Annotated in this window: 21 protein-coding genes; 9 read left to right on the top strand and 12 right to left on the bottom strand. The window is 54.7% G+C overall.

Going from position 1 to position 22,075, the window contains the following annotated elements; all coding sequences use genetic code 11:
• The first annotated feature begins 28 nt into the window (after positions 1-28).
• Positions 29-859: an ABC transporter permease gene (locus GX147_02115; GenBank protein ID NLN59504.1), complete on the top strand. Its 831-nt coding sequence runs from the start codon at positions 29-31 to the stop codon at positions 857-859.
• A 12-nt stretch (positions 860-871) separates the two neighbouring features.
• Here the strand turns inward: GX147_02115 and GX147_02110 are convergent, their stop codons facing one another.
• The 3 genes from GX147_02110 to GX147_02100 all read right to left on the bottom strand — a co-directional run bounded on the left by GX147_02110 (position 872) and on the right by GX147_02100 (position 4,339).
• Positions 872-1,282 carry a 4-carboxymuconolactone decarboxylase gene (locus tag GX147_02110; protein NLN59503.1) on the bottom strand — a complete coding sequence of 137 codons (411 nt, stop codon included), beginning with the start codon at positions 1,280-1,282 and terminating at the stop codon, positions 872-874.
• 76 nt (positions 1,283-1,358) lie between these two features.
• A complete protein-coding gene (locus GX147_02105) occupies positions 1,359-2,669 on the bottom strand; it encodes a histone deacetylase (GenBank protein ID NLN59502.1) in 1,311 nt (436 codons plus the stop codon).
• Positions 2,666-4,339 (bottom strand): hydantoinase/oxoprolinase family protein, encoded by a 1,674-nt coding sequence (locus GX147_02100; GenBank protein ID NLN59501.1) that lies wholly within the window; start codon positions 4,337-4,339, stop codon positions 2,666-2,668. The genes GX147_02105 and GX147_02100 overlap by 4 nt, the downstream gene beginning before the upstream one ends.
• 173 nt (positions 4,340-4,512) lie before the next feature.
• Here GX147_02100 and GX147_02095 point away from each other — a divergent pair, with 173 nt between their 5' ends.
• Complete coding sequence (locus GX147_02095) at positions 4,513-5,349, top strand: EF2563 family selenium-dependent molybdenum hydroxylase system protein (GenBank protein ID NLN59500.1); 837 nt, start codon at positions 4,513-4,515, stop codon at positions 5,347-5,349.
• A gap of 33 nt (positions 5,350-5,382) precedes the next feature.
• Positions 5,383-6,015, top strand: a complete 633-nt coding sequence (locus GX147_02090) for a thioredoxin fold domain-containing protein (GenBank protein NLN59499.1) — start codon at positions 5,383-5,385, stop codon at positions 6,013-6,015.
• A 38-nt stretch (positions 6,016-6,053) separates the two neighbouring features.
• Here GX147_02090 and GX147_02085 read toward each other — a convergent pair whose 3' ends face one another.
• The 3 genes from GX147_02085 to GX147_02075 all read right to left on the bottom strand — a co-directional run bounded on the left by GX147_02085 (position 6,054) and on the right by GX147_02075 (position 9,187).
• A complete protein-coding gene (locus GX147_02085; protein ID NLN59498.1) occupies positions 6,054-7,250 on the bottom strand; it encodes a VWA domain-containing protein in 1,197 nt (398 codons plus the stop codon).
• 9 nt (positions 7,251-7,259) lie between these two features.
• Positions 7,260-8,174: a MoxR family ATPase gene (locus tag GX147_02080; protein NLN59497.1), complete on the bottom strand. Its 915-nt coding sequence runs from the start codon at positions 8,172-8,174 to the stop codon at positions 7,260-7,262.
• Positions 8,175-8,383: 209 nt separating this feature from the next.
• Positions 8,384-9,187: a xanthine dehydrogenase gene (locus tag GX147_02075; GenBank protein ID NLN59496.1), complete on the bottom strand. Its 804-nt coding sequence runs from the start codon at positions 9,185-9,187 to the stop codon at positions 8,384-8,386.
• Positions 9,188-9,514: 327 nt separating this feature from the next.
• On the opposite strand from GX147_02075, the gene GX147_02070 reads away from it, so the two are divergent.
• The 4 genes from GX147_02070 to GX147_02055 all read left to right on the top strand — a co-directional run bounded on the left by GX147_02070 (position 9,515) and on the right by GX147_02055 (position 11,269).
• Positions 9,515-9,715, top strand: a complete 201-nt coding sequence (locus GX147_02070; protein ID NLN59495.1) for a hypothetical protein — start codon at positions 9,515-9,517, stop codon at positions 9,713-9,715.
• A gap of 233 nt (positions 9,716-9,948) precedes the next feature.
• Complete coding sequence (locus GX147_02065) at positions 9,949-10,332, top strand: YtxH domain-containing protein (protein ID NLN59494.1); 384 nt, start codon at positions 9,949-9,951, stop codon at positions 10,330-10,332.
• 36 nt (positions 10,333-10,368) lie between these two features.
• On the top strand, positions 10,369-10,770 hold the full coding sequence (locus tag GX147_02060) for a DUF948 domain-containing protein (GenBank protein ID NLN59493.1): 402 nt from the start codon (positions 10,369-10,371) through the stop codon (positions 10,768-10,770).
• 127 nt (positions 10,771-10,897) lie between these two features.
• Complete coding sequence (locus GX147_02055) at positions 10,898-11,269, top strand: HNH nuclease family protein (GenBank protein ID NLN59492.1); 372 nt, start codon at positions 10,898-10,900, stop codon at positions 11,267-11,269.
• A 139-nt stretch (positions 11,270-11,408) separates the two neighbouring features.
• On the opposite strand, the gene GX147_02050 is transcribed toward GX147_02055, so the two are convergent.
• From GX147_02050 to GX147_02030, 5 genes are all read right to left on the bottom strand, one after another.
• The gene (locus GX147_02050) at positions 11,409-13,478 is read right to left on the bottom strand and encodes an NAD(+) synthase (GenBank protein ID NLN59491.1); all 2,070 of its coding nucleotides are present in this window, start codon (positions 13,476-13,478) and stop codon (positions 11,409-11,411) included.
• Between the two features lies 1 nt (position 13,479).
• Entirely contained in the window at positions 13,480-14,247 is a 768-nt protein-coding gene (locus GX147_02045; GenBank protein ID NLN59490.1) for a GTP cyclohydrolase I FolE2, read from the bottom strand.
• Entirely contained in the window at positions 14,240-14,620 is a 381-nt protein-coding gene (gene queD, locus GX147_02040) for a 6-carboxytetrahydropterin synthase QueD (protein NLN59489.1), read from the bottom strand. Before queD ends, GX147_02045 begins: the two co-directional genes overlap by 8 nt.
• 477 nt (positions 14,621-15,097) lie before the next feature.
• Positions 15,098-15,853 carry a cytochrome b5 gene (locus tag GX147_02035; GenBank protein ID NLN59488.1) on the bottom strand — a complete coding sequence of 252 codons (756 nt, stop codon included), beginning with the start codon at positions 15,851-15,853 and terminating at the stop codon, positions 15,098-15,100.
• Between the two features lie 129 nt (positions 15,854-15,982).
• Positions 15,983-17,500, bottom strand: a complete 1,518-nt coding sequence (locus tag GX147_02030) for a DUF1846 domain-containing protein (protein NLN59487.1) — start codon at positions 17,498-17,500, stop codon at positions 15,983-15,985.
• Between the two features lie 221 nt (positions 17,501-17,721).
• Between GX147_02030 and GX147_02025 the strand changes: the two genes are divergently transcribed.
• Both GX147_02025 and rodA read left to right on the top strand, forming a co-directional pair.
• The gene (locus tag GX147_02025; protein NLN59486.1) at positions 17,722-18,396 is read left to right on the top strand and encodes a DUF255 domain-containing protein; all 675 of its coding nucleotides are present in this window, start codon (positions 17,722-17,724) and stop codon (positions 18,394-18,396) included.
• Positions 18,397-18,525: 129 nt separating this feature from the next.
• Positions 18,526-19,629: a rod shape-determining protein RodA gene (rodA, locus tag GX147_02020; GenBank protein ID NLN59485.1), complete on the top strand. Its 1,104-nt coding sequence runs from the start codon at positions 18,526-18,528 to the stop codon at positions 19,627-19,629.
• Positions 19,630-19,655: 26 nt separating this feature from the next.
• Here the strand turns inward: rodA and GX147_02015 are convergent.
• Positions 19,656-22,075, bottom strand: a 2,420-nt coding sequence (locus GX147_02015) for a response regulator (protein ID NLN59484.1), incomplete at its 5' end; no start/stop codon positions are given.

Genomic DNA, 22,075 nt, shown 5'->3' with positions numbered 1-22,075 from the left:
CCCATTATATCTGTACGGGAAGTATGTCATGGCATCCGATTTTTGGAAGCGTTTTCTGAGAAACAAGATGGCTGCCGCCGGGGGCGTGGTTGTCCTGTTTCTTTTTCTGGTGTCCCTGCTGGCCCCGTGGCTTTCTCCCTATGACCCGAACGCCATCGACTTGCACAATATTCTGGCGCCCCCGTCGGGAGCGCACTGGTTCGGGACGGATCAGTTGGGTCGGGATGTTTTGAGCCGGATGATCTGGGGGGCGGGAATTTCCCTGAAGGTCGGGTTCGTCGCCACGGGACTCGCCGTGCTGATCGGTACCGTGCTGGGAGCGGTTGCCGGCTATTACGGCCGTTGGGTCGATACGATTGTCATGCGGTTCGTTGACATCATGCTGTGCTTTCCGACTTTTTTCCTGATCCTGGCCGTCATTGCCATTTTGGAACCGTCGATCTGGAATATCATGATCATCATCGGCGCCACCGGCTGGATGGGAATCACCCGTCTGGTTCGGGCCGATTTTATTTCCCTGAAGGAACGGGATTTCGTCCTGGCCGCCCGGGCCATCGGGGCCAGCGACTTCCGAATCATCTTCATCCATATCCTGCCGAACGCCATGGCGTCGGTCCTGGTGGCGGCGACCCTTGGCGTTGCCGGGGCCATCCTGACCGAGTCGGCTCTGAGCTTCCTCGGCATCGGGGTTCAGCCGCCGACCCCCAGCTGGGGGAACATCCTCACCGCAGGGAAGGACAACATCGATATTGCCTGGTGGCTGTCCCTTTATCCGGGTTTGGCCATCCTGATCACCGTTTTGGGTTACAACCTCCTGGGAGAAGGGATCAGGGATTCCTTTGATCCCCGTTTGCGTTGATGCCCGTCGGGTTTATCCCCCCTGCTTTTCGAGAGGCCATTCCCCCCGCTCCCGCAGAACGGCCCGGTAGACTTCAAGGGCCTCATTGACCGCGGGCATACCCGCGTAGGGAGCCATCTGGAAGAAGACTTCCGTCAATTTTTCCGGATCGCAACCGACGTTCAGTGCCGCGTTCACATGTAGTTTCAGTTCATCGGCAGCCCGGATCGCCCCCAGAATCGCGCAGGCCACCATCTGGCGTTCCGGAAGCGTCAAGACCGTCCGGGAATAAAGACCGCCGGTGATGAATTTCGAAAATTCATTGGCCAGGTCACGATCGAATTCCTTCCACATGATATAGGGCGGATCCATTTTGACCCCGCCGTTGAACAGTTTTTTTGCCGTTTCCTGGGTGCGTTTGCGGATGATTTCCTCGTCGCTCATCTTGTTCTCCTTCGTAGAAATGGATTTTTATTCCTCCAGCCCGGGCTTCAGGACAGGGAAGAGAATAGCGGTGCGATTACTTTACCTGATACAAATCCAGGTCTTTGTCCTGAAAATACACGGCGGTGTAGCGGAGGCGGTCGGCCTGGTCGAAAGCCTCTTCCCCCGCCTTTCGGCATCGGGGGCAGGTCTGGTAGGGGACAATCACGGCAAAAATTCGCCGACCCGTGTCCGCCTCGGAATCGATGGTGAGCATACCGCCGCAATCTTCACAGACCAGAACCGTTTCTACCTGTTCCTCGCTGATGCCGTCCGTATCATAATAGATGTGTTTGCGGCGCGTCATACTGCGATTCCGTCCCACCAGCTTCTGGCGCAGGGTAGCCCGTTCCCGCCAGAGTTGCAAGGCCGTTTCGGATGATTTTTCCACAAACCGGCTGATGTCCGGCGTCTGTCTAAGGGAGGCTCTGTCGTAGTCGGGCTCGCGGACATGACTGTAGTCGAGGCCCGCCATGGCCAGGATAATGCCCAGGTTCACGTAGGGCAAGGCCTTTTCAATGGAATAGCCCCCTTCCAGAACGGCGAGATCCGGGGCGAGTTTCTCGTTGAGAACAGCGTAGCCCTGTGCACTGAATCGCATGTCTGTGATCGGGTCGGAATAATGGTTGTCCTGACCCGCCGAATTGATCACCAGATCCGGCCTGAAATCCTCGAGAATGGGCAGGATGGCGTGATTCAAGGCATGCAGAAAACCTTCGTCCGAGGTTCCCGGTGGCAAAGGGATGTTAATCGTTGTTCCCAGGGCGTTTGGTCCGCCCATTTCCTGATGAAAGCCCGTTCCCGGGTAAAGGGTCCGTCCGTCCTGATGAATGGAAATAAACAGTGTGTGGGGATCATGCCAGAAGATATCCTGGGTGCCGTCGCCGTGGTGACAATCCGTATCGACAACGGCGATTCTTTTGGGGCCATAGTGGCGCCTGATGTAGTCGATCATGATCGCTTCGATGTTCACGTTGCAGAATCCCCTGGCGCCGTGGACAACTTTCATGGCGTGGTGTCCCGGAGGGCGGACAAGTGCGAAGGCGTTATCGCAGTGGCCGTCGAGAACGATTCTGGCGGCCTGGATGGCGCCCCCCGTTGAGATGAGATGCGAGTCCGTCGTGACGGCGCGGGAATCGGGAACGCAGATATGGGTCCGATCGATATCTGCCGCTGTGGCGATACCAGGCTTGTATTCCACGATATTGTCGAAGTCCAGGAGTCCTTCCTCAAAAATCTGGTCCTGGGTATAAAGAAGGCGTTCCTCCCGTTCCGGGTGTGTCGGAGAAATAGCCCAATCAAAAGCGGGAAAAAAAATTAGACCGGTTTTTTTGATTCGTCGTGTCATATGGGGACCCCCAATTCAGGATAAAACAACAGCCCCGGTTTGATCTGTGCCTTGACACGAATGTTCTTCCCGGTGGTGTAAAAATCCCGCACCATGGGAAACACCTGATCCTCCGTGATTTCGACGGCCAGTCCAACAGGGTCTGCGCCAATGTCCAGCGCTCTTTCTCTGAGTTTTTCACGGGCAAGAGCCATGGCTTCTTCCCGGGTGAAATCGGAAGAAATGGTCATGGTAAGGCCTTCTTCTCCAAATGTCAGAATGCCCCGTTCCGTGTCTGCGAGCAGTGTAACTTCCGCAGTTGTGCGGGCCAGGGCGGCCCCGACGGCATTGGCGACTTCGGCATACCCCGGGACATGGGGGACAAAACTCAGGCGCTCCGCAATGGGAGACGCCATGATACCGGCAGGGCCGCCGACAACGTAAATGGCGCGGGGCGACAATGTTTTTCCCTCCAGCAGTTCATGGATGGTATAAACGGGTCGGCGATTGACCTCCTCGATGGTATCGCGAACGGCTTGGGCGATGGAGTTGCAGGTCAGGTTGAAAATCGCTTCCGCCACCTCCGTAACGGTTTTTCCGAGCGGTTCGGCCAGGGAATGTAAAGCCTGGACCGCCCCTTCGCGCCGACCGATGGCGAGTCTGCCGGAAACGATCATGGCATCCGTCGGCGTCGGGGCCGGGCCGCCCATGGCGGCGGCGGGTCCCTTTCGGTCCGGACCGATGGCCAAGCCGTTATCCGACAGGGTGACGGCGCTGTCGCCGCCGATGCCGATAGAGCGGGTGCGGAGTCCCCTGATCAGGGTCCGGTAGCCACCCAGGGTGACCCCCAGGGGCTCCAGCAGGGGGACTCCTCTCGCGAACAGCGCGATATCCGTCGTGGTGCTCCCGATATCCAGAACGACCGCATCCTCATCCGGCGCAAGGACATGCAAGGTCCCCATCACGCTGGCCGCCGGACCCGAGAGGATGGTCTGACAGGGAGAGAATTCGGAGGCGGCCAGGCTAAAGGTGCCGCCATCGGCCTTCAGGATATAAACCGGCGCCTTGATGCCGCGTTCCGCGATGAACTGTTGCACGTCATGGACAAAATGCCGGTGGAGTGGCCAGACCGCGGCGTTCAAATAAGCGGTCGCCATGCGTCGGGGAAAATTAAGATTTCCCGACATGCGGTGGCCGAGGGAGACATGGTCCACCTTTTCTTTCAGTAAGTCGGCGATCTGAATTTCGTGCAGGGGATTCCGTGAGGAAAACTTGCCGACGACCCCGGCCAGGCGGATTCCCTTCCTTGTGATGTCGTCTCTAATCTCCTCCAGCTCTCCGGGTTGAAGACGGGCCACTTCCATACCCCGATGGTTTATATATCCCGACAGGAAATAAAGGTTGTCGAATCCGGGCAATTGCGACGCCCCAAGACCCGGACCCGTCGAGACGGCCATGGCGACCCGGTCCGTCTTTTTCTGGACGATAGCGTTTGTGGCCAGGGTTGTGCTGACGGTAACGCGCTCGATCTCGTTGCCGTCCTCCTCAGCCAGGAGGTCATCTGCGGCTTCCAGCAAGGATGAGACCAGATCGTCCGGACGGGTTTCGATCTTGACCTTCTTAAAAAGGCGTCGATCCTTGAGCAGGACCGCGTCCGTGTGGGTGCCGCCCACGTCAATGCCGATAATCAAGAGAGGGCTCCTTTCTTTCCCTGTTCCCAGGCTTCTTGCTTCGATGATTTTGGGATTCATTAATTGTTGACAAGCTCTGTATGCTTTTATAGCATGAATGCTCAGCCTCGGGGCAGAAAAAATGGTGGGGGTGAAGAGGGGGCGAACAATCTTGGTAAAAGGAGGATACCGCAATGACGGGTGGGAAGGCGCGTTTGTTCGGGGACGTTCGGGAAACCGTGGTTTTGATCAGGGGGGCGGGTGAACAGGCAACAGGTGTCGCCCATCGTTTGTTCAAAGGGGGATTCAAACTCTGCTTTACGGAAATCGCCGAGCCTCTGGCGGTCAGGCGGGAGGTTTCATTTTGCGAAGCCGTTTATGATGGTCAAAAAACCGTGGAAGACGTCACCGCTGTTCGCATCCACGACCAGGCGGACATCTACCCGGCCTGGGAAAAGGGAATGATTCCCCTTTTGGTTGATCCGGAAAACCGTGTGCGGGAAACACTGCAACCACGGGTTCTCATCGATGCCATTTTAGCGAAACATAACCTGGGGACTGCGACGACCGATGCTCCGCTGGTTATCGGTCTGGGGCCGGGCTTTACCGCAGGCAGGGATGTCCATATCGTGATCGAGACAAACCGTGGTCATGATTTGGGACGCCTCATCTTCGAGGGGGAGGCGGAACCCAACACCGGAGTGCCTGGCGATATTGCCGGTTACGGGATTGAACGGGTCCTTCGGGCGCCGGCGGACGGCATTTTTCACAATATCCGGGCGATCGGAGACCGGGTCGAAGCGGGGGATGTTGTTGCCGAGGTGGCGGGAAAACCGGTCAAAACGGTGATTGCCGGCGTAGTTCGGGGACTTTTACGGGAAGGGATCAACGTGACGGAAGGATTGAAGGCGGGAGATATTGACCACCGGTCCAGGCGGGAATCATGCTTCACCATTTCCGATAAAGCCCGCGCTTTAGGTGGGGCCGCCCTGGAGGCGATCCTGTATGCGCTTCCCATGCACATGGGATAAAAAAGGCCGTTCATTCTCAAAGGTTCATCCGTGATGGAAAAGATAGAGTGGTCCGCCGATATTACTGGAGCGCATGCCCGGAGCACGGCGGAAAACAAACCCCTGTTTCTCTTTTTCTGCTCGCCCGGCTGCTATTTCTGCCAGAAAATGGAGATGGATGCCTACACGCATGACAAGGTTGTGGCCCTGTTCGGGAAAGGGCTCCGGAGCGTCCGCATTTCCCCGGATAATCCCGTTTGGTTCAAAAGATACCATGTCAAGTTTACCCCCACATGCCTTCTGCTGAATCCGGAAGGAAATGAGGCGGAACGCTTGATCGGTTTTCTGGAACCCGACGGCCTGATGGCCTTTCTCCTTCTTGGCCTTTCAAAAGCCTATTACGATATGGGTTGTCTGGAAGAGGGACGGGAGTGTGTCGAAACCCTGACCCGGGATTATCCGGAAAGCGCCCAGGCGCCGGAAGGTTTTTTCCTGCGGGGCATTTACCGATACCATGCCGATGAGGATCGTGAGCATTTCAAGGAGGCTTTCGAAATTCTCCAGGAACGCTACAGAGACAGCATCTGGGTGAAACGGGCCCGCCTCCTCTATCTGTACCCGTGTGGATTATTCCGCTGGCAGACCTATCGTCAGCAAAAGGGCGACTTCTGGGACAAGGACGACTGACACCGCAGAGGGAACACCCGAAGCGTCTCCCCGTATGTTCAACTGATCCGGTAAAGGGTCTTGCCCAGATCGATCAGGCTGTTGAGGTTGTTGATCGGCAGAAACTGATCGACATAGGGCAGGGCGGTAACCATGCCCTTACATGATGGTTCGTAGAGTGCGCCGCCCAGGAGAGGGTTCAGCCAGATCAGATGATAGGCGTTCTGCCTCAGTCTTGCCATTTCCTCCTGCAGCGTGATTTCGTCACCGCGATCCCAACCGTCGCTTATGATCATGACAATCGTCTTTCGATCGATGACACTGGGTGAGTACTTGCGGTTGAAAATCTTCAGGGATTCCCCGATCTTTGTGCCCCCTGACCAGTCAACCACGGTCTGGGAGATCTTGACCAGGGCCTTTTCGAAATTCATCCTGTGCAGGATATGGCTGATCCGGGTGAGGCGCGTGCTGAAAACGAATGTTTCCACCTTCCCCTGAGTGCGCTGCTGGAGTCCGTACAGGAACTGGATGAGAAAGCGGCTGTAACGCTCCATGGATCCGCTGACATCGCACAGAAGCACGATGTGGGTCCGGCTGATCCGTCGGGTCTTCCAAGCCAGATCGATGATATCGCCGCCGAAGCGGAGATTCTTCCGCAGAGTCCGTCTCAGGTCAAAAAAATCCTTCTTTCTGCTGGCCCTTTTACGGCGGCTTTCCCGGACTTTCATCCGTTGGGTGATTATGGCGATCGCCTTCTTGATCATTTCCAGGTCTTCATCACCGAAGTCACTGAAATCTTTTGATTTTAACCGTTCAGCCGGACTGTAGGTGGGCTCTTCCGATTCCTCGAGGTCCTCGTCCGCGCCGTTGTGAGCTGAATCACCAAGAGGGATCTCTTCCTTCAGTTTTTTTTCAAAATTGGCGGATGCCTCTTCCTGCGCCGTTCTTTCCTGACCGTCAGGTCGTTCGTCCGTCTGCTCTTTTTCCGAAAAATCCCAGAAACTGTAGAAGATCCTGTCGAAGACGGACATGTCGTCGTGATAAGAAACAAGGTTGGTTCTCAGTGTCACATAGAAATCATTGAAATTCAGGACTTCGATATAGTTCAAGGCCCGCAGGGCATCGATTTCCTGACGCATCGTCAGTTTAATGCCCTCTTTTTTCAATTTTCTACAGAAATTGATGAAGTGCTGGAAGAAAAGGGCACTGTTCTGGCAGCCTCTTTTTCCCGAGGCACGCGTTTCCTTTCCGTTCATGTACCGTCCTTAATCGAGGTTGACGGGAGAGCTGCCGCCGCAGGCTCCCGTGGTGGCCTTGAACAGTTGCCTGAATTTTTCCATGTCCTCCCGGTATTTCATGATACAGCCCATGGTTTGCTCAATCGTTTCCTCGTCAAGGAGCTCCTTGTTGAGTGCGACCAAGGCTTGGGCCCAGTCGAGGGTTTCAGCGATACCAGGTGATTTCAGAAGGTCCATGGTCCGGATTTTCTGCATGAGGGCGCATACTTGCTGTGCCAGGCCGTGCTGCACCTCCGGCACCTTTTTCAGCATGATACTCAGTTCTTTTTCGAATGACGGGTAATCGATCCAGTGGTAAAGGCAGCGCCGTTTCAAGGCGTCATGAAGTTCCCGGGTGCCGTTGGACGTGACAATCACATAGGGGAGAACCTTTGCCTTGATGGTTCCGATTTCCGGAATGGTGATCTGAAAATCCGACAGCACTTCCAGCAGAAAGGCTTCAAATTCTTCGTCGGACCGGTCGATTTCGTCGATCAACAGCACGACCGGCACGTGGGAATCGGAGGTGATCGCTTCCAGAAGGGGACGCGTCAGGAGAAATTTTTCGCTGAAAATGGTCTTTTCGATATCCTCGTCCTTTGTCCCCGCCGTTTCACCATGGCCCTGGGCGATTTTGATCGCCAGGATCTGCTTGGGATAATTCCATTCATAAAGGGCATGACTCGAATCAAGGCCGTCGTAGCACTGAAGACGGATGAGCTTGGTGCCGAGGATCTGAGCGATCACTTTTGCCACCTCCGTTTTCCCGACGCCCGCTTCGCCTTCCAGGAGCAGGGGTTTTCCCAGGGCCTGGGCAAGGTATATGGATGTGGCGAGGGGCCTCTCGCAGACATATTTGGCCTGTTCCATGGCGCTTTGAACTTCATCGATTGATTTTAGCATGGTCTCTCCTTGGTTTTAAGAAATGTTCCCGAACATTTTCTCACCGTCTTTTCCGCATTCCGGCGGTCAGACGACGTATGGGCGACTTCACGCGCTTCTTTATGCCGTCTTGCGGCCTTATTCCTCGGAAAACGTTTCATGCGTTCCGCTTCTTCTCTCAATGATTTTAATCATCCCTTGGTGTTGAAGCAAGTGCCTCTGGCAGTTAGTTAGCCGGAACAACAGGTGTGCTTGACGGGAGGGCCGTCACTGTAGCTGACCTGGATCATTTCGGCGATGATGCTGACAGCGATTTCCGCGGGCGTTTCGGCGTTGATGTTCAAGCCGATGGGTGAGTGAACACGTTTTTCGATATCCTCCGCGGAAACGCCTTTTTCAATCAGGTTGTCCAGAACCTGACGGGTTTTTTTCCGGCTGCCTATCATGCCGATATAGCGGGCCTGGGTCTCCAATGCCCATTCCAGAGCCATCTGGTCATGGGCATGGCCGTGTGTGACAATGACGATGTAGGAAGAAGCACTTACCGGAAGTTTCGGAAAAATTTGTTCATAATCATCCGTGTGAAGGTCGTCCACTTCCGGGAAACGTTCCCGGTTTGCGTATTCGGGACGGTTGTCGCAGACCACGACCCGGAAATCGACCATCTTGGCCATCCGGGCCAAATGATATCCAATATGTCCTGCCCCCATGATATAAACGGACGCTTTCGGCACGATGGCCTCGATAAAAACCGTCGCGACACCACCGCAGATCATGGCGTCTTTTTCACGCCCCGTCAAATCGAAGTGGACCATTTTGGGAATGCCGTTCTCGATGACTTTTTCCGCTTCTTCCCGGGCCATTTTTTCCATCAGACCACCGCCGATCGTCCCCTCAATGGTCCCGTCCTGGCGGATCAGCATTTTTGCCCCTTGCTCCCGGGGTGTTGATCCGTCTACCGAAATGACCGTGGCCAGGGCAGCGCATTCTCCCCTGTTTTTAACTTTCAGAATCTCCTCGTAGATATCACCCATCAGCAATCCTCCCGCAGTCTGTGGTTGAATCGGCACGAAGCCGGAAGACGAAAAAAGTGGTAAAAAAAATCACCTATATACTCACTATTTTTCTTCTCCCTTGTCAATATGAATTTGATAGGTATTAACTGGAGAAAATGTCCTGCTGGTTTGTATTTTTGGTTGTTTGTTTTTCGATGCGTTACGGCGGTGCGTTAAGCCTGTCAGGGATAGGATAGGCGGGATAAAATACCTTGACAGAGCTAAAATAAAGTGTATGTTGTGATCCTGAAGAGACGATGGGACATCGCCGAAAGTATTGAAATTTACGAAAGGAGGTGCAATTAGATGAAGAAGGTATTTGCAATTATTCTTTCCATGCTCTTGGTAGCAACGTTCTGTTTCGCAGTCGTTGGCTGCAAGAAGGCGGAAGAGCAGTTCCCGGAAGAGGCGGCCGTCGAAGCTCCGGCTCCCGAAGCAGCTCCGGAACCGGCTCCTGAGATGGAACCGGCTCCCGAAGCGCCAGAAGAAGCTCCTGCGGCGAATTAAGAAACTTCAGTTTGTAACGAACGAGTGGGCCGATTATCGACTTTACGGATAATCGGCCCGTTTTTTTGACGTTATTTATTTTCTTGAGGCCTTATCGGCGGTGTGCTATTCTCGAGCCGCGGACGGATTTTCCTCTCGACGTTGGTCATCGTTTCCACGGAAACGAGGCAGGGACGTCGCGTGACCAGCAGGGAAAACGGGTTCCAGCACGCACAAGAAAAGGAGGACGCGCCATGGCGGAAAAAAACAGTGATTTTCTGAGAGGGGTTATAATTGGAGGGGTGATCGGCGCGGTGATCGGTATCCTGTTTGCGCCGAAAAGCGGTAGGAAAACCCGGAAAGATATTGTTCGTAAGACCGACGAAATCGTCAAGAAAGCCAAGGACGAGTATGAAGGTGCCCTGGAAAAAAGTAAGGTGGTTTATGAGTCGGCGATCAGGAAGGCGAAGGAAATTCAACTGATGGCCAGAGAAAAGGTCGAAGATGTGGAAGACGTCGTGAGCGATCTGGCCGAAAAGGGAAGAGAGACCCTTCAGGAAAATAAAACACGGTTGAAGAAAGCGCTTGATGCGGGCATTGGGGCCTTCAAGGAAGAAAGTGATAAAACGGGAGCATAACGCCGTAAAAAACGGCAATTTGATGGGTGTATTACAATGCTGGAAATCAGCTTTATCATTCTGAGTATAGCTTTTCTCCTGCTGGCCGGGTCCCTGGTGGCTATCTTCGTCCAGTTTTGGAAAATCCTCGATCATCTGCGGCCGACGATTGACCAGTTGAATCTGCGTCTGCCCAGTATTCTCCGGAATTTGGAAGACGTTGCGGAAAACATCAAGGACGTTTCTTCCCAGGTTCATTTCCAGGTACTCCACCTGACGCGCCTGGTCGGCCAAGTCCAGACGTGGATCGGAGCCGTTTCCGTGATTGAAGAGAAGTTGAAGGCGGGGATGTTTCCACAGGTTCTGGGGCGACTCCGGAACACGAGGGCCCTCTGGAAGGGGGCGCGTGTTTTCGTCCGGACCCTGGTTTCCGGGGATGATAAAACGGCCGGTTCATAAATGACGGCGTCTTTGAGGGAAGACAGTGAGCAAAGTCAGTTACGGCAGCAGGTGGGGCCGTGTCCAGACCCGGGTGAAAAAAGACGCCTCACAACCGATGCGGCCTGTTGAAGACGTTGTCCGGGAGATGAAGGAAAGCAGCCGGAAAGCCCCGGGAGCGGATTACCGCGAACGGTCTCTGCGTATCCACGGTTTGGTCTGTGCCCGATGCGGAAGGGAATTTAACGGGACAAACCGGCATCTCCTCACGGTTCATCACAGGGACGGAAATCATCACAACAATCCCGCCGACGGCAGCAACTGGGAAAACCTCTGCGTTTACTGTCACGAAGACGAGCACAGCCGGGGGTTGCTGGGCGAATACTATGCGGAGACGGATCATCGCCATGAGACGTCGCTTGTTTACCGTGATGATGCGCAGTCGGGGGATTCGGACCCTCCTGAGGGCACGCTGGCGGGACAATTGAAGCGGGTCCTGGAAAGGAGGGGCAAAAAATAGCGGTCCGATGAAATCGGATTGTTTCGGAGACCGATGCGCATGGCTTGCCCCACGCCGCCATGACTGCGCCGGGAAACCGTCTTCTCCTCTGTGGGTGATCGTCCCCCAACCCCATTTCCCGCAATGACTTGCCTGTTTCTCAATACCGATCCGGTATATCCTCCCAATTATTCAGCCAGACCCTGGCTTCAGCATCGCTGGGCGCCCGGTAATCTCCCCGGGGCGAGAGCGAGCCTCCGGAACCGATCTTCGGGCCGTTGGGCACACAGGAGCGCTTGAACTGGTTCACCTGAAAAAAGCGGTGGATGAAAACCTCCAGCCAGTGCTTGATTTCTTTCAGGCTGTAGGCGTGTTTTTTGTGGTCCGGCAGGTCGGGCCAAGAACCCCTTTGGGCGTCACGCCAGGTACAGTAGGCGAGGAAGGCGATCTTTGTCGGCAGATAGCCGAACCGGATGGTGTAAAAGAGGTTAAAATCCTGCAACTCGTAGGGACCGATGACCTCTTCCGTCTTTTGCGCTGGCTGCGCGTTTCCCTCGCCCGGGATCAGTTCAGGGCTGATTTCCGTTTCCAGGATGTCGGTGAGGATGCGGGAAACCTGCGGCGAAAACCGGCCGGTGTCCGCAACCCAGCGGATCAGACGCTGGATGAGGGTCTTCGGGACACCGGCGTTGACGTTGTAGTGGGACATATGATCTCCCACACCGTAGGTACACCAACCGAGAGCCAGTTCGCTCAGGTCACCCGTACCGACGACAAGGGCGTCCAGGTGGTTGGCAAGACGGAACAGATGCGAGGTCCGTTCTCCCGCCTGCACATTCTCGAATGTGACGTCATAGACCGGCTTACCGAGATGATAAGGATGGCCGATGTCCTGGAGCATCTGGCGGCAGCTTGGGCGGATATCGATCTCGCCCGAGGATACGCCGAGGGCGCTCATGAGCTTTCTTGCATTGCCCAGGGTGCGGTCCGTCGTGGCGAACCCGGGCATGGTGTAGGCCTTGATACAGGTCCGGGGACGATCCAGCAGGTCCATCGTCCGGGCGGCTACGAGCAGGGCGTGTGTCGAATCCAGACCGCCCGAGACCCCGATGATGATGTTGGGGATGCGGGAGGCCGCGAGACGTTTCGCCAGCCCCTGAACCTGGATGTTATAGACCTCGAAGCATCGCTGATCGCATTCTCCGGCATCCGCCGGGACATAGGGAAACCTCGGATATTCCCGGTCGAGGAGAAGCTCTTTGTCCATGGGGACCTCTACGGAAAAGGGAATTTTGCGAAAGCAGTCCACCTCTGGCCGGTGAACCCGCGCGCTCTCCCCGAAACTGTTCAGGCGCATGCGATCCTGGGCGAGGCGGTCCAGGTCGATGTCGGCAAAGATGATCTGGGATTTCCGTGAAAAACGCTCCGATTCGACCAGGAGCTTTCCGTTTTCGTGAATCATGGCATGTCCGTCCCAGGCCAGGTCCGTTGTCGATTCGCCGTACCCGGCGGCCGCGTGGAGGTAGGCTGCCACGCAGCGGGCGGACTGATTGGCTGTCAGGTCCCGTCGATAATCGGCTTTCCCCACGGAGGCATTTGAAGCCGCCAGGTTGGCCAGGACGGTGGCGCCCGCCAGGGCGGCAAAGCTTGACGGGGGCACGGGGACCCACAGGTCCTCGCCGATCTCCGTATGGAAACGGAAGTTTGGAATCGTTTCGACTTCAAAGATGATATTTGGCCCGAAGGGAACGTCCTTGTGACCGCAGAGGTCGATGGTCGTCATCAGGGCCTCTTCGGCCGGACTGAACTGGCGGCGTTCGTAGAATTCCCGGTAATTGGGAAGGTACGTCTTGACGGAGACACCCAGGATTGCGCCGCCATAGGTCACGATGCCGCAGTTGAAGAGCCGGTTTCCGACCTGCAATGGGGCACCGACAACGGTGACGATGGCAAGATTCGCCGTGGCTTCCAGCAGGCGGGTGATATTTCCGATGACACCCTGTAAAAGCGCGTCCTGATGGAACAGGTCTTCATTGGAATAGGCGGAGAGGCCCAGCTCGGGAAACAGGGCGAAAACGGCTTTACCCCGGGCCGCTTCATTGATGAGTTCTATCGTTTTTTCCGTGTTGTAGTCCGGGTCGCCGACCCTGACATCGGGCACACAGACGGCGGCGCGGATGAAACCGTGGTGATAGAGATTAAAAAAGGCCTTTCCCGTATTCGTTTTCATGTCATTCCTTCTCCACGCAGGCATAGGCGCTATGATTATGGATGCTCTCCATATTTTCGGCCTCCACGCAGTACCAGGTAAAGTTGTCGATTTCGTTCAGCCTCTGGGCGATATTTCTAACCACGTCCTCGACAAACATCGGGTTATCATAAGCTTTTTCCGTGACGTATTTTTCGTCTATCCGCTTCAGGAGGGAATAAACCTCGCCACTGGCCGAATCCTCCACCAGGCGAATCACGTCCTCTATCCAGAAAAATTTCTTAAATCGGAGCGTTACGTTCACCATGCTCCGTTGGTTGTGCGCTCCGGCGACGCTGATCTCCTTTGAGCAGGGGCAGACCGTGGTGACCGGGACGACGACACCGACGAGAAAATCCGTTTTTTCCCCCGTGTTTTCACCAACGAAGGTACATCGGTATTCCATGAGACTTTTCGCCCGGGAAACGGGGGCGGATTTTTCGATGAAATAGGGGAATTCGATCTCCATGTGCGCCGATTCGGCGTGGAGTTTTTCCCGTGCCCGCTCCAGAATACGGTTGAAGGTTCGGATGTTTATCTGGCCCCGGAATTCATTGAGAATTTCAACAAACCGGCTCATGTGGGTTCCCTTGAAGCGGTGAGGCAGATTGACGTACATGCTGATCGTGGCGTTCACCGGCTGGGTGCCGTTTTCCCGGTCCAGGACCGTGATGGGATACTTGATGCCCTTCACACCGACCTTGCGGATGTTGATCTGCCGGTGGTCTCTCTGGTTCTGAACGTCAAGCATGGTCCGGCCCCGTATAGGCTACCTTTGCGTTTTCCGATTCCCAGACGGTGACACGGCTAACCCGGAGTCCCGGTGTGGTGATCCTCCGGGCGATCTGGTCATAGATGTGCCGGGCGATGTTTTCAGATGACGGGTTGGCGCCCCGAAATATGCTGATCTCGTTGAGATATTTGTGATCCAGTTCCCTAAGCGTTTCGTCGGTCCAGGTCTTGATGACCCGGAAATCAACCACGAGCCCCTCCCGGTTCAATTGATCCGTCGCCACGGAAACCTCGACGGTGAAGTTGTGGCCGTGGAGCTTTTCGCACTTCCCGCCGATTTCCTTCAGGGAATGGGCGGCGGAAAAGGCGCGTTTAATCGTGACTTCGTACATGATGGTTATTCCTGTATACGATACGTTTGCATAACGATTTCCGATCGGGAAAACGCCCTGCCCCCCGTGCCCCCGATCGGCAACCTCCTGCGGTTTCTTTCATCCGCCCTTGACCCGGGGGGGGATGGGAAAGGCGAAAACGGAACAGCGGCCATTTCGTGGAGCGCAGGCGACGAGGAAGGCCTGTTTATTATGTGATCCTTCCCTGTGCCTGTGATGACCGGCGTAACTTTCACAGTGATCCTGTGCGTTTAGTTGTATAATACGAACCGGGGGTTGTAAAGGGGAAAATCCCTGTCGGCGGACGATGGGATACCCTGGGATTAACGGTGCACCCTGTTACACGACGTGATAACGTTATAGAAACCTTCCGCTTGCCCTCCAAGGGCAAGAAGAGAAACATCCTGGTTTTGCGGCCTGTTCGGGAAGCGCCTGAACGATCCTGTCCGCCTGAATCCCCGGCTTGGCGTATGTGTATTATAATGACGCGGTCTCTTCGTTCTGTTTCATTCCCCCCCCGGTCCGTTTTGACCTGCCATGGGGGAAGACCAGAGAACCTCCGATAAAGCCAAGGGCAATCAGCAGGGGCCACAAGGAGAGAACCAGTATCAGATAAAAAAGGCTTTCAATCCGAAAAGGCTCAAGCAGGTCCGCAGTCTGGTTTCTCCAGAATAAAATCCCCGTGGACAGGATGAGCACGAGGAATGAAAGTTGGATTTTTCTGACTATGGGCTTCATTGCCTGGGCTTGATAATTGACCCACCAGGAAAAGAAACCCGTCATCATGGCGGTCGGCATCGTCAAAAGACCGGCATAAAGGCAATACAGGGCCGTTTCATAAAAAGAGAGGCGCCCCGTGAGAATATAGAGCATATCGAAGATGAAAACCGAAAGAAGGAAGACCAGGGGAAAATGGACGGCAACCGGATGCGGATGACGGCGTGCAATGGGGAAACGCTCCAGAAATCTCTCAAGGCCCGGCGGCAGAGAGGATACGTCTCTGGGTTGGTAGGGCCCCACTTGGGGATAGCGGGACAGAACCTCGTTATCGTGGGGGGCCGCCGAGAGAGAATCAGTCAGGTCGGAGCCCGCCTGGTGGCGTTTCATATGAAGCCCCCCGTGCCAGAGCTTGCTGTCCGTGACATCATAGACCCGCCCTTTATAAGCGATATAGGCGGGTTTACCGTCCCGGCCGTCGAACTGGGCCAACGATGACTCATCCCAACTTTCCATTTTCAGCCCCCCTTTGTGTTGGAAGAACGGCACACTTAACTTCAGCCAAACCGGTCTCGCCGGGATCATCCACCCCTCTCATCGGAGAGGTCCATGCCGTAACGGCGGAGCGGGAAGGCCGCCACGATATCAAGGCGTAAAGAGATCTTTGGTTGAAAAATTCGGATCGCTGGTCAGGTTGACGCCCAACCGGCGCAGGCCCGCCTCATCTCCGGACGTTGGAATATGGGTGATATGAACTTCACAGTTCATCAGATCCTTTAACCTTTCTATTGCCAGTTGGGCCGCAGGATTGTTTATAGCACTGATACTCAGGGCGATCAATGTTTCTTCCAGGTCAAGGCTCACCGTCTTTTCATTGAGGATGGTTGTTTTCAGGTTTCCCACGGCCCCGGTGATATGGGGGGGTAAAAGTTTAATCTTTTCCGGAATATCGGCTAAATGTTTTATCGCGTGCAGAACCATGCTCGATGCAGCGTGAAGCAAGGCGGAGTTACTCCCCGTCACGATGGTGCCATCTTTTAATTCAATAGCGGCGCCGCAGAAAATGCCCTCATTGCCCTTGTCCCGTTCCTGTGCGTCCCGGGCGGCATCATGAGCCGGCGGGACCACTTTCCGGTCTTCAGGCTTCAGACCGAAGTCCTTCAGAAAAAGCTCCGTCCGCTGGACCGTCTCCCAATCGGAAAAGCCCATCGCGTATTCACAGCGATAACGGTAATAACGGCGAATCAGTTCTTGTTTGGCGGCTTCCTTGGTGACATCGTCGTCGGTGATGGCGAACCCCGCCCGGTTGACACTCATGTCCGTAGGTGAACGGTAAAAGGCGGGTCCGTTTGTTATTTTTTCAAGAATTCTCCTGAGAACGGGGAAAACCTCCACATCACGATTGTAGTTCACGGCGGTCCGGGTATATTCTTCCAGATGAAAGGGGTCGATGAGGTTAAAGTCCCGGATATCCGCCGTTGCCGCCTCATAGGCCACGTTGACCGGGTGCTTGAGCGGAAGGTTCCAGATGGGAAAGGTTTCAAATTTAGCGTATCCCGATTTGATGCCCCTTTTGTAATCGTGATAGAGTTGGGAGAGGCAGGTGGCCAGTTTACCGCTGCCGGGCCCGGGACCTGTGACGATGACCAGAGGCTTGGCCGTTTCGATGTAATCATTCACCCCGTATCCTTCATCACTCACGATCAGGTCGACATCGGTGGGATAGCCTTTGGTGAACCGATGGGTAAAAACCGGTATGCCGCGCCGCTCGAGTTTGTTTTTGAACAGGGTGGCCGCCGGTTGCTGGTCAAAACGGGTGATGACCACCCCCAGAATATCGATACCCCAGGAACGGAGTTCGTCGATCAATTTCAATGCGTCCGAATCATAGGTGATGCCGAAATCGGCCCTGATTTTCTTTCGTTCAATATCCCCTGCGTAAATGCACAGCAAGATATCGGCCTGGTCCTTCAGTTCTTTGATCAACCGCATCTTCACGTTCGGATCGTAGCCGGGAAGCACACGGGTTGCGTGGTAGTCGTAGACAAGTTTCCCACCGAACTCCAGATAAAGCTTGTTGTCGAATTGCCTCACCCGATCAAGGATTGCTGTAGTCTGTTCGGTGATGTAACGTTCATTGTCGAAACCTGTTTTCCGTATCATATCAAGATCCTTGGTGGATGTGTGTTTTCCGTCAGAAGGCCTGTCCCGGAGGGGCGTGTCTCGGAATGGCCGTACCTATACCATGGGGGCCGGATACTTTACAAGCAATTAGGGGATTGTCCGGCACATGACCGATGACGGATGGCACCGAGAAAGGTTGTTCTTGACTTATGCCGGCCAATCATTTTAATTTTTGAGCGAGAGGAGATGGATAAGGTACAATGGCAAATCTGATATCCTGGCGGAGGGGAATCGATGACATATCCGATTCGGCCCCGCATGAAAAGAAACCTCTTTTCCTTCATTTTTTTAATCTGGGCTGTTTCCTCAGTCAGAAAATGGATACTGTTTCATATTCGCGCAGCGATGTGATTCAACTCCTGAATCAGCATTTCATACCCTGCAGGATCACCCCGGAAACGCCCAACCTTTTCCGCGCCCACGCCGTGCATGCGACACCCGTCCAGATCACCCTGTGTAACGAGGGCTTCGAGCGACAAAGATCGACCGGGTTTTTAAATGGTCCCGAGCTCATGGCCTTTTTACTTTTGGCTCTGGGCAAACATTATTTTGACAATGGACGCCTTGACGAAGCGTTGGAGATGGTCGGCAGGCTTGTTTCACACTACGGAGAAAGCCGTTTGCTTCCCGAGGCCATATTCCACCAGGGATTTTTCCTTTTCAAAAAAACCGGGGAACGTCGGTACCTGAGGGAAGCCCACGCCATGTTGCAACATCGATGCCCCGACAGCAGCTGGACCCAGAGCGCCAAAATGGTTTCCATGCATTACTATGCCCCTGCCCTCTGGGAGTGGAGTCAGAAAAAGAGTAACATCATCAACTGCCGATTTTGGGTTCATACCATTCCCCCCGGGAAGGGTATTGAACAGAAATGAAGAGGCATATTGTAACAACCGAAACAGCCGGACCTGCTGATACGCGAGGAAGAAAGTCGGGATAAGATGCGATACATAACATCCGGACCATGGCATTCATGGGCGTCCATCATTTCGACGAGGTGATGATTGCGATTCGACAGAAGGCTTTTTTTGCATTTCGACTGGACCCTGCTGATTCTGGTCTGCCTTATTTTGGCCATCGGACTGGTGAACCTCTACAGTGCGGGATATAATTCAAACTGGGAGACGTCCTTGTGTTTTCGCCAGGCGCGCTGGATCCTGATCGGATTAGCCTGCATGCTCGCGGCCTTCAATATCGACTATCGCTTCATCATCCGGCACGCCTATACCATCTACAGTATGGTTGCCTTTCTTCTTCTGGCCATTCATTTTTATGGATATGCCACCCATGGCTCCCAGCGTTGGATCAATGTTTTCGGTTTCTCTTTTCAGCCCTCGGAGTTGATGAAACTCGTTATCGTCCTTACCCTGGCCAAATACTTCGATGATCACAAGATGAACCGTTCTCTTTTGCTCAGGGAGCTGCTGATTCCCTTTTCCCTGGTGCTTTTACCCTTTGTGCTGGTTTTTCGCCAGCCTGACCTTGGAACGGCGCTGATGCTGTTCATCATATTCGTGAGCATCACCCTTTTTGTGGGGATCAACTGGAAATCCATCGGTATTGCCGTGGCGTCCGGCCTCGTTTCGGTCCCCGTTGCCTGGTTTTTTCTGAAGAATTACCAGAAGGAAAGGATCCTGGCTTTTCTTTCTCCTGAAAGAGACCCCCTCGGCTCTGGTTACCATATCATTCAATCCATGATCGCCATCGGTTCCGGTGGGTTTTTCGGCAAGGGATTTCTTCAGGGCACCCAGACGCAACTCAACTTTTTGCCGGAACAGCAAACGGACTTTGACTTTTCCGTTTACGCGGAAGAGTGGGGGTTTTTCGGCGCCGTTGTCCTGATGATCCTCTTTTCATTATTGGTTCTCTGGAGCCTGAAAATAGCGCTTCACTCCCGTGACTATTTGGGAACCCTCGTCGCTTTCGGCATATCCATGTTGATCTTCTGGGGTGTGCTGATCAATATCGGGATGGTGCTGGGTATTTTCCCCGTTGTCGGCATCCCCCTGCCCTTCATGAGCTATGGCGGGTCGGCCGTTGTGGTTTTGTTAACCGCCGTGGGTTTGCTGCTGAACATCAGCGTGAGGCGTTATATTCTTCATCCCTGACAACGTTATCCGATGGTCCGGTTTTTTTATTCAGGCGACTCCTGTTGTCCGTAGATCCGAATGTTTGCCCCCCCCGCGCTGTAGGCGTTTCGGACCAGTTCCCGGGCTTCAAAAATCATCTGCTCCGCCGTGCACGGACCGACACGATTGTAGTGAACCACCGCTATACTGGCCGTCAGGCTCTTTTTCGGCATGTCCTTCATCCCAGGAAACGGGTAGCTCTCAATAAAGGAAAGAAAACGTTCTGCGACGGTGCGTGTTCCCTCCTCCGTGGTGCTGGATAGGAGGATGGCGAAGCCACCGAAGCCGTAGCGGGCCAAAACATCGGAGCCGCGGGCGGTTTGGCGTAGAAAGTCCGCCATTTTCCGGATACAGTTGTTTGCTTTTTGTACGCCATTCAGTTGGGCGTAAAGAATGAAATCATCAATATCGAACATCATGACAGAGAAGGTGGTGTAGTATCGGTCGGCGCGGTAAATTTCCTGGGCCAGGCGGATTTGGAAATAGGACCGGTCGAAAAGACCGCTTGCCGTATCCAGAAGTCCCCTTCCCGCAAGGGGGGTGATTTCCAGATCCCGGACATGGGCGAGGAGGTCTTCCTTGGAAAGGCAATGCTTCTGCATGACGCTCTCGACGTTTCCGGCGAGCCTCAACCTCTCCCCCACGGTGATGTCCTTTTCCGTTAAAACGACAATCGGGGTGTCCGCCGTCGCCTCATTGCTTTTTAATGCCCGGGATAAGGCGAAGCCGCCCATATCCGGTATCAGGAGGTCGAGGATAACCAGGTCGGGCCGATAAAGAAGGGCCTTCTCAAGGCCATCCTTGCCGGTTGCCGTGTTCAGAACGTTGTATCCCGCCGTTTCGAGGATTTCCTTCAGCCGCTCCCTTGTGTTTTCGTTGGCGTCGACGCAAAGAATATCCCTAAAACGATGTTCCCTCTTCCCGGTGCCGCTCAGTCGGCTGATTTTTTCAAGGAAAACGTCCTTTTTCACGGGTTTGAGCAGATAATCCGTGGCGCCGAGGGCGAATCCGAGCGAAGGGTTGTCGATAATGGACAGAATGATCACCGGGATATCCCGGGTGATATGGCTGGCTTTTAATTCCCGGAGCACCTGCCAACCGTCCTTGTCGGGAAGCATGATGTCCAGGATTACGGCGAAAGGTTCAATGTCCTGCGCACGTTTCAGCGCATCCCCGCCTTTAAAGACATGCTCCACCCGATATCCGCTTCCATTCAGGTAATGGGATATCAGTTCAGCCGTGGCCGCGTCGTCTTCGACCAGAAGCAGCGGGGCGCCCTGATCGTCCGGTTCTGCCATCGGCTCTTCCCCGTCATCCTCCCCTTCTTCGTCGATTTCAGGGGGTGACGTCGTTGTTCCGGGCGTTGACCCCGTCGGTTGCGGGATGACGATCGTGAACCGGCTGCCCTGGCCCGTTTCGCTTGCCACGGATATATGACCGCCGTGAAGCGCCACGAGGTTCTTCGTTAAGGCCAGGCCCAGTCCTGTGCCGTCCTGGGTATTGTTCCCCCTCTCAAAGGCTTCGAATATGCGTTCCCGATCCTCTTCCGGAATGCCGGGCCCCGTGTCTGAAACATGTAGCACCAGGTATGCTTCAGCCGGTTCCCCCTCGAACGAGGGGGGGCCATCTTCATCACCAGGCCCCGGGGTGTCGAGAATGTCCGCCTCCAGCGTGATGTGTCCCCCCTGGTCTGTAAATTTCATGGCATTGGACAACAGGTTGTAAAGAATTTGGATGAACGCCATCCGGTCGGCATGGATGCAACCAGCCGTATCGGCGATGCGGGCCTCAAATTCTTGTGATTTCAGGGCCATCAACGGTCGAATGACCGCTTCCACGTCGGAGACGATTTTCCCCAAGGGGATCCTCTCGTATTGCAGGGTGAGCTTGCGGGATTCCATTTTGGAAGGATCCAGGAGATGGTTGACCAGTTCGAGCAAATGGGTGCCGGCGCCATGAATATGGCCGATATGGTCCTTTTGTTCTTCCGTCAGAGAGTCGTTGCGATCATCCCGGAGGAGTTCGGAAAATCGGAGGATGGCGTTGAGGGGGGTGCGCAGTTCATGGCCCACAGTGGCGATGAAAGGGCCCTTCAGCTTGTTGGAATGACGAAGTTCCCCGCCGGTTTCCGTGAGCTTTGTGGCCTGTTCCGAAATCCACCCCTCAGGAGAGCCGTTGACCCTTTGGGGGTCCCGACGCAGCAGGGACAGGAATAGGCGCGTCCCCTGTGCGCTGATCCTCTCCGTCGCCGCTGTTTTTTCCGCTTCTATCCTGGATGAGATTTCCTCATTGCCGGCCAGGTCCATGATTACGTGGGGGCCGCTTCTCACCGCCACGGAAACATCCGTGAACAGGGGCAGCGCCTCCGTCCATCCTGCGTCCCCGTCCTCTTTTGCCGGTGATCCGGCATGTACGTCAAGAACCC

The sequence above is a fragment of the Deltaproteobacteria bacterium genome (assembly GCA_012522415.1).
Classification (GTDB): Bacteria; Desulfobacterota; Syntrophia; order Syntrophales; family JAAYKM01; genus JAAYKM01.
Note: the sequence above shows the minus strand (reverse complement) of the source record. Positions and strands in the feature narration are given on the sequence as shown.

Excerpts from the sequence above, each read along its gene's own strand:
- GX147_02115 (NLN59504.1), top strand. The coding sequence starts at position 29 with ATGGCATCCGATTTTTGGAAGCGTTTTCTGAGAAACAAGATGGCTGCC.
- GX147_02110 (NLN59503.1), bottom strand. The coding sequence starts at position 1,282 with ATGAGCGACGAGGAAATCATCCGCAAACGCACCCAGGAAACGGCAAAA.
- GX147_02105 (NLN59502.1), bottom strand. The coding sequence starts at position 2,669 with ATGACACGACGAATCAAAAAAACCGGTCTAATTTTTTTTCCCGCTTTT.
- GX147_02095 (NLN59500.1), top strand. The coding sequence starts at position 4,513 with ATGACGGGTGGGAAGGCGCGTTTGTTCGGGGACGTTCGGGAAACCGTG.
- GX147_02090 (NLN59499.1), top strand. The coding sequence starts at position 5,383 with ATGGAAAAGATAGAGTGGTCCGCCGATATTACTGGAGCGCATGCCCGG.
- GX147_02085 (NLN59498.1), bottom strand. The coding sequence starts at position 7,250 with ATGAACGGAAAGGAAACGCGTGCCTCGGGAAAAAGAGGCTGCCAGAAC.
- GX147_02080 (NLN59497.1), bottom strand. The coding sequence starts at position 8,174 with ATGCTAAAATCAATCGATGAAGTTCAAAGCGCCATGGAACAGGCCAAA.
- GX147_02075 (NLN59496.1), bottom strand. The coding sequence starts at position 9,187 with ATGGGTGATATCTACGAGGAGATTCTGAAAGTTAAAAACAGGGGAGAA.
- GX147_02070 (NLN59495.1), top strand. The coding sequence starts at position 9,515 with ATGAAGAAGGTATTTGCAATTATTCTTTCCATGCTCTTGGTAGCAACG.
- GX147_02065 (NLN59494.1), top strand. The coding sequence starts at position 9,949 with ATGGCGGAAAAAAACAGTGATTTTCTGAGAGGGGTTATAATTGGAGGG.
- GX147_02060 (NLN59493.1), top strand. The coding sequence starts at position 10,369 with ATGCTGGAAATCAGCTTTATCATTCTGAGTATAGCTTTTCTCCTGCTG.
- GX147_02055 (NLN59492.1), top strand. The coding sequence starts at position 10,898 with ATGAAGGAAAGCAGCCGGAAAGCCCCGGGAGCGGATTACCGCGAACGG.
- GX147_02050 (NLN59491.1), bottom strand. The coding sequence starts at position 13,478 with ATGAAAACGAATACGGGAAAGGCCTTTTTTAATCTCTATCACCACGGT.
- GX147_02045 (NLN59490.1), bottom strand. The coding sequence starts at position 14,247 with ATGCTTGACGTTCAGAACCAGAGAGACCACCGGCAGATCAACATCCGC.
- queD (NLN59489.1), bottom strand. The coding sequence starts at position 14,620 with ATGTACGAAGTCACGATTAAACGCGCCTTTTCCGCCGCCCATTCCCTG.
- GX147_02035 (NLN59488.1), bottom strand. The coding sequence starts at position 15,853 with ATGGAAAGTTGGGATGAGTCATCGTTGGCCCAGTTCGACGGCCGGGAC.
- GX147_02030 (NLN59487.1), bottom strand. The coding sequence starts at position 17,500 with ATGATACGGAAAACAGGTTTCGACAATGAACGTTACATCACCGAACAG.
- GX147_02025 (NLN59486.1), top strand. The coding sequence starts at position 17,722 with ATGGCAAATCTGATATCCTGGCGGAGGGGAATCGATGACATATCCGAT.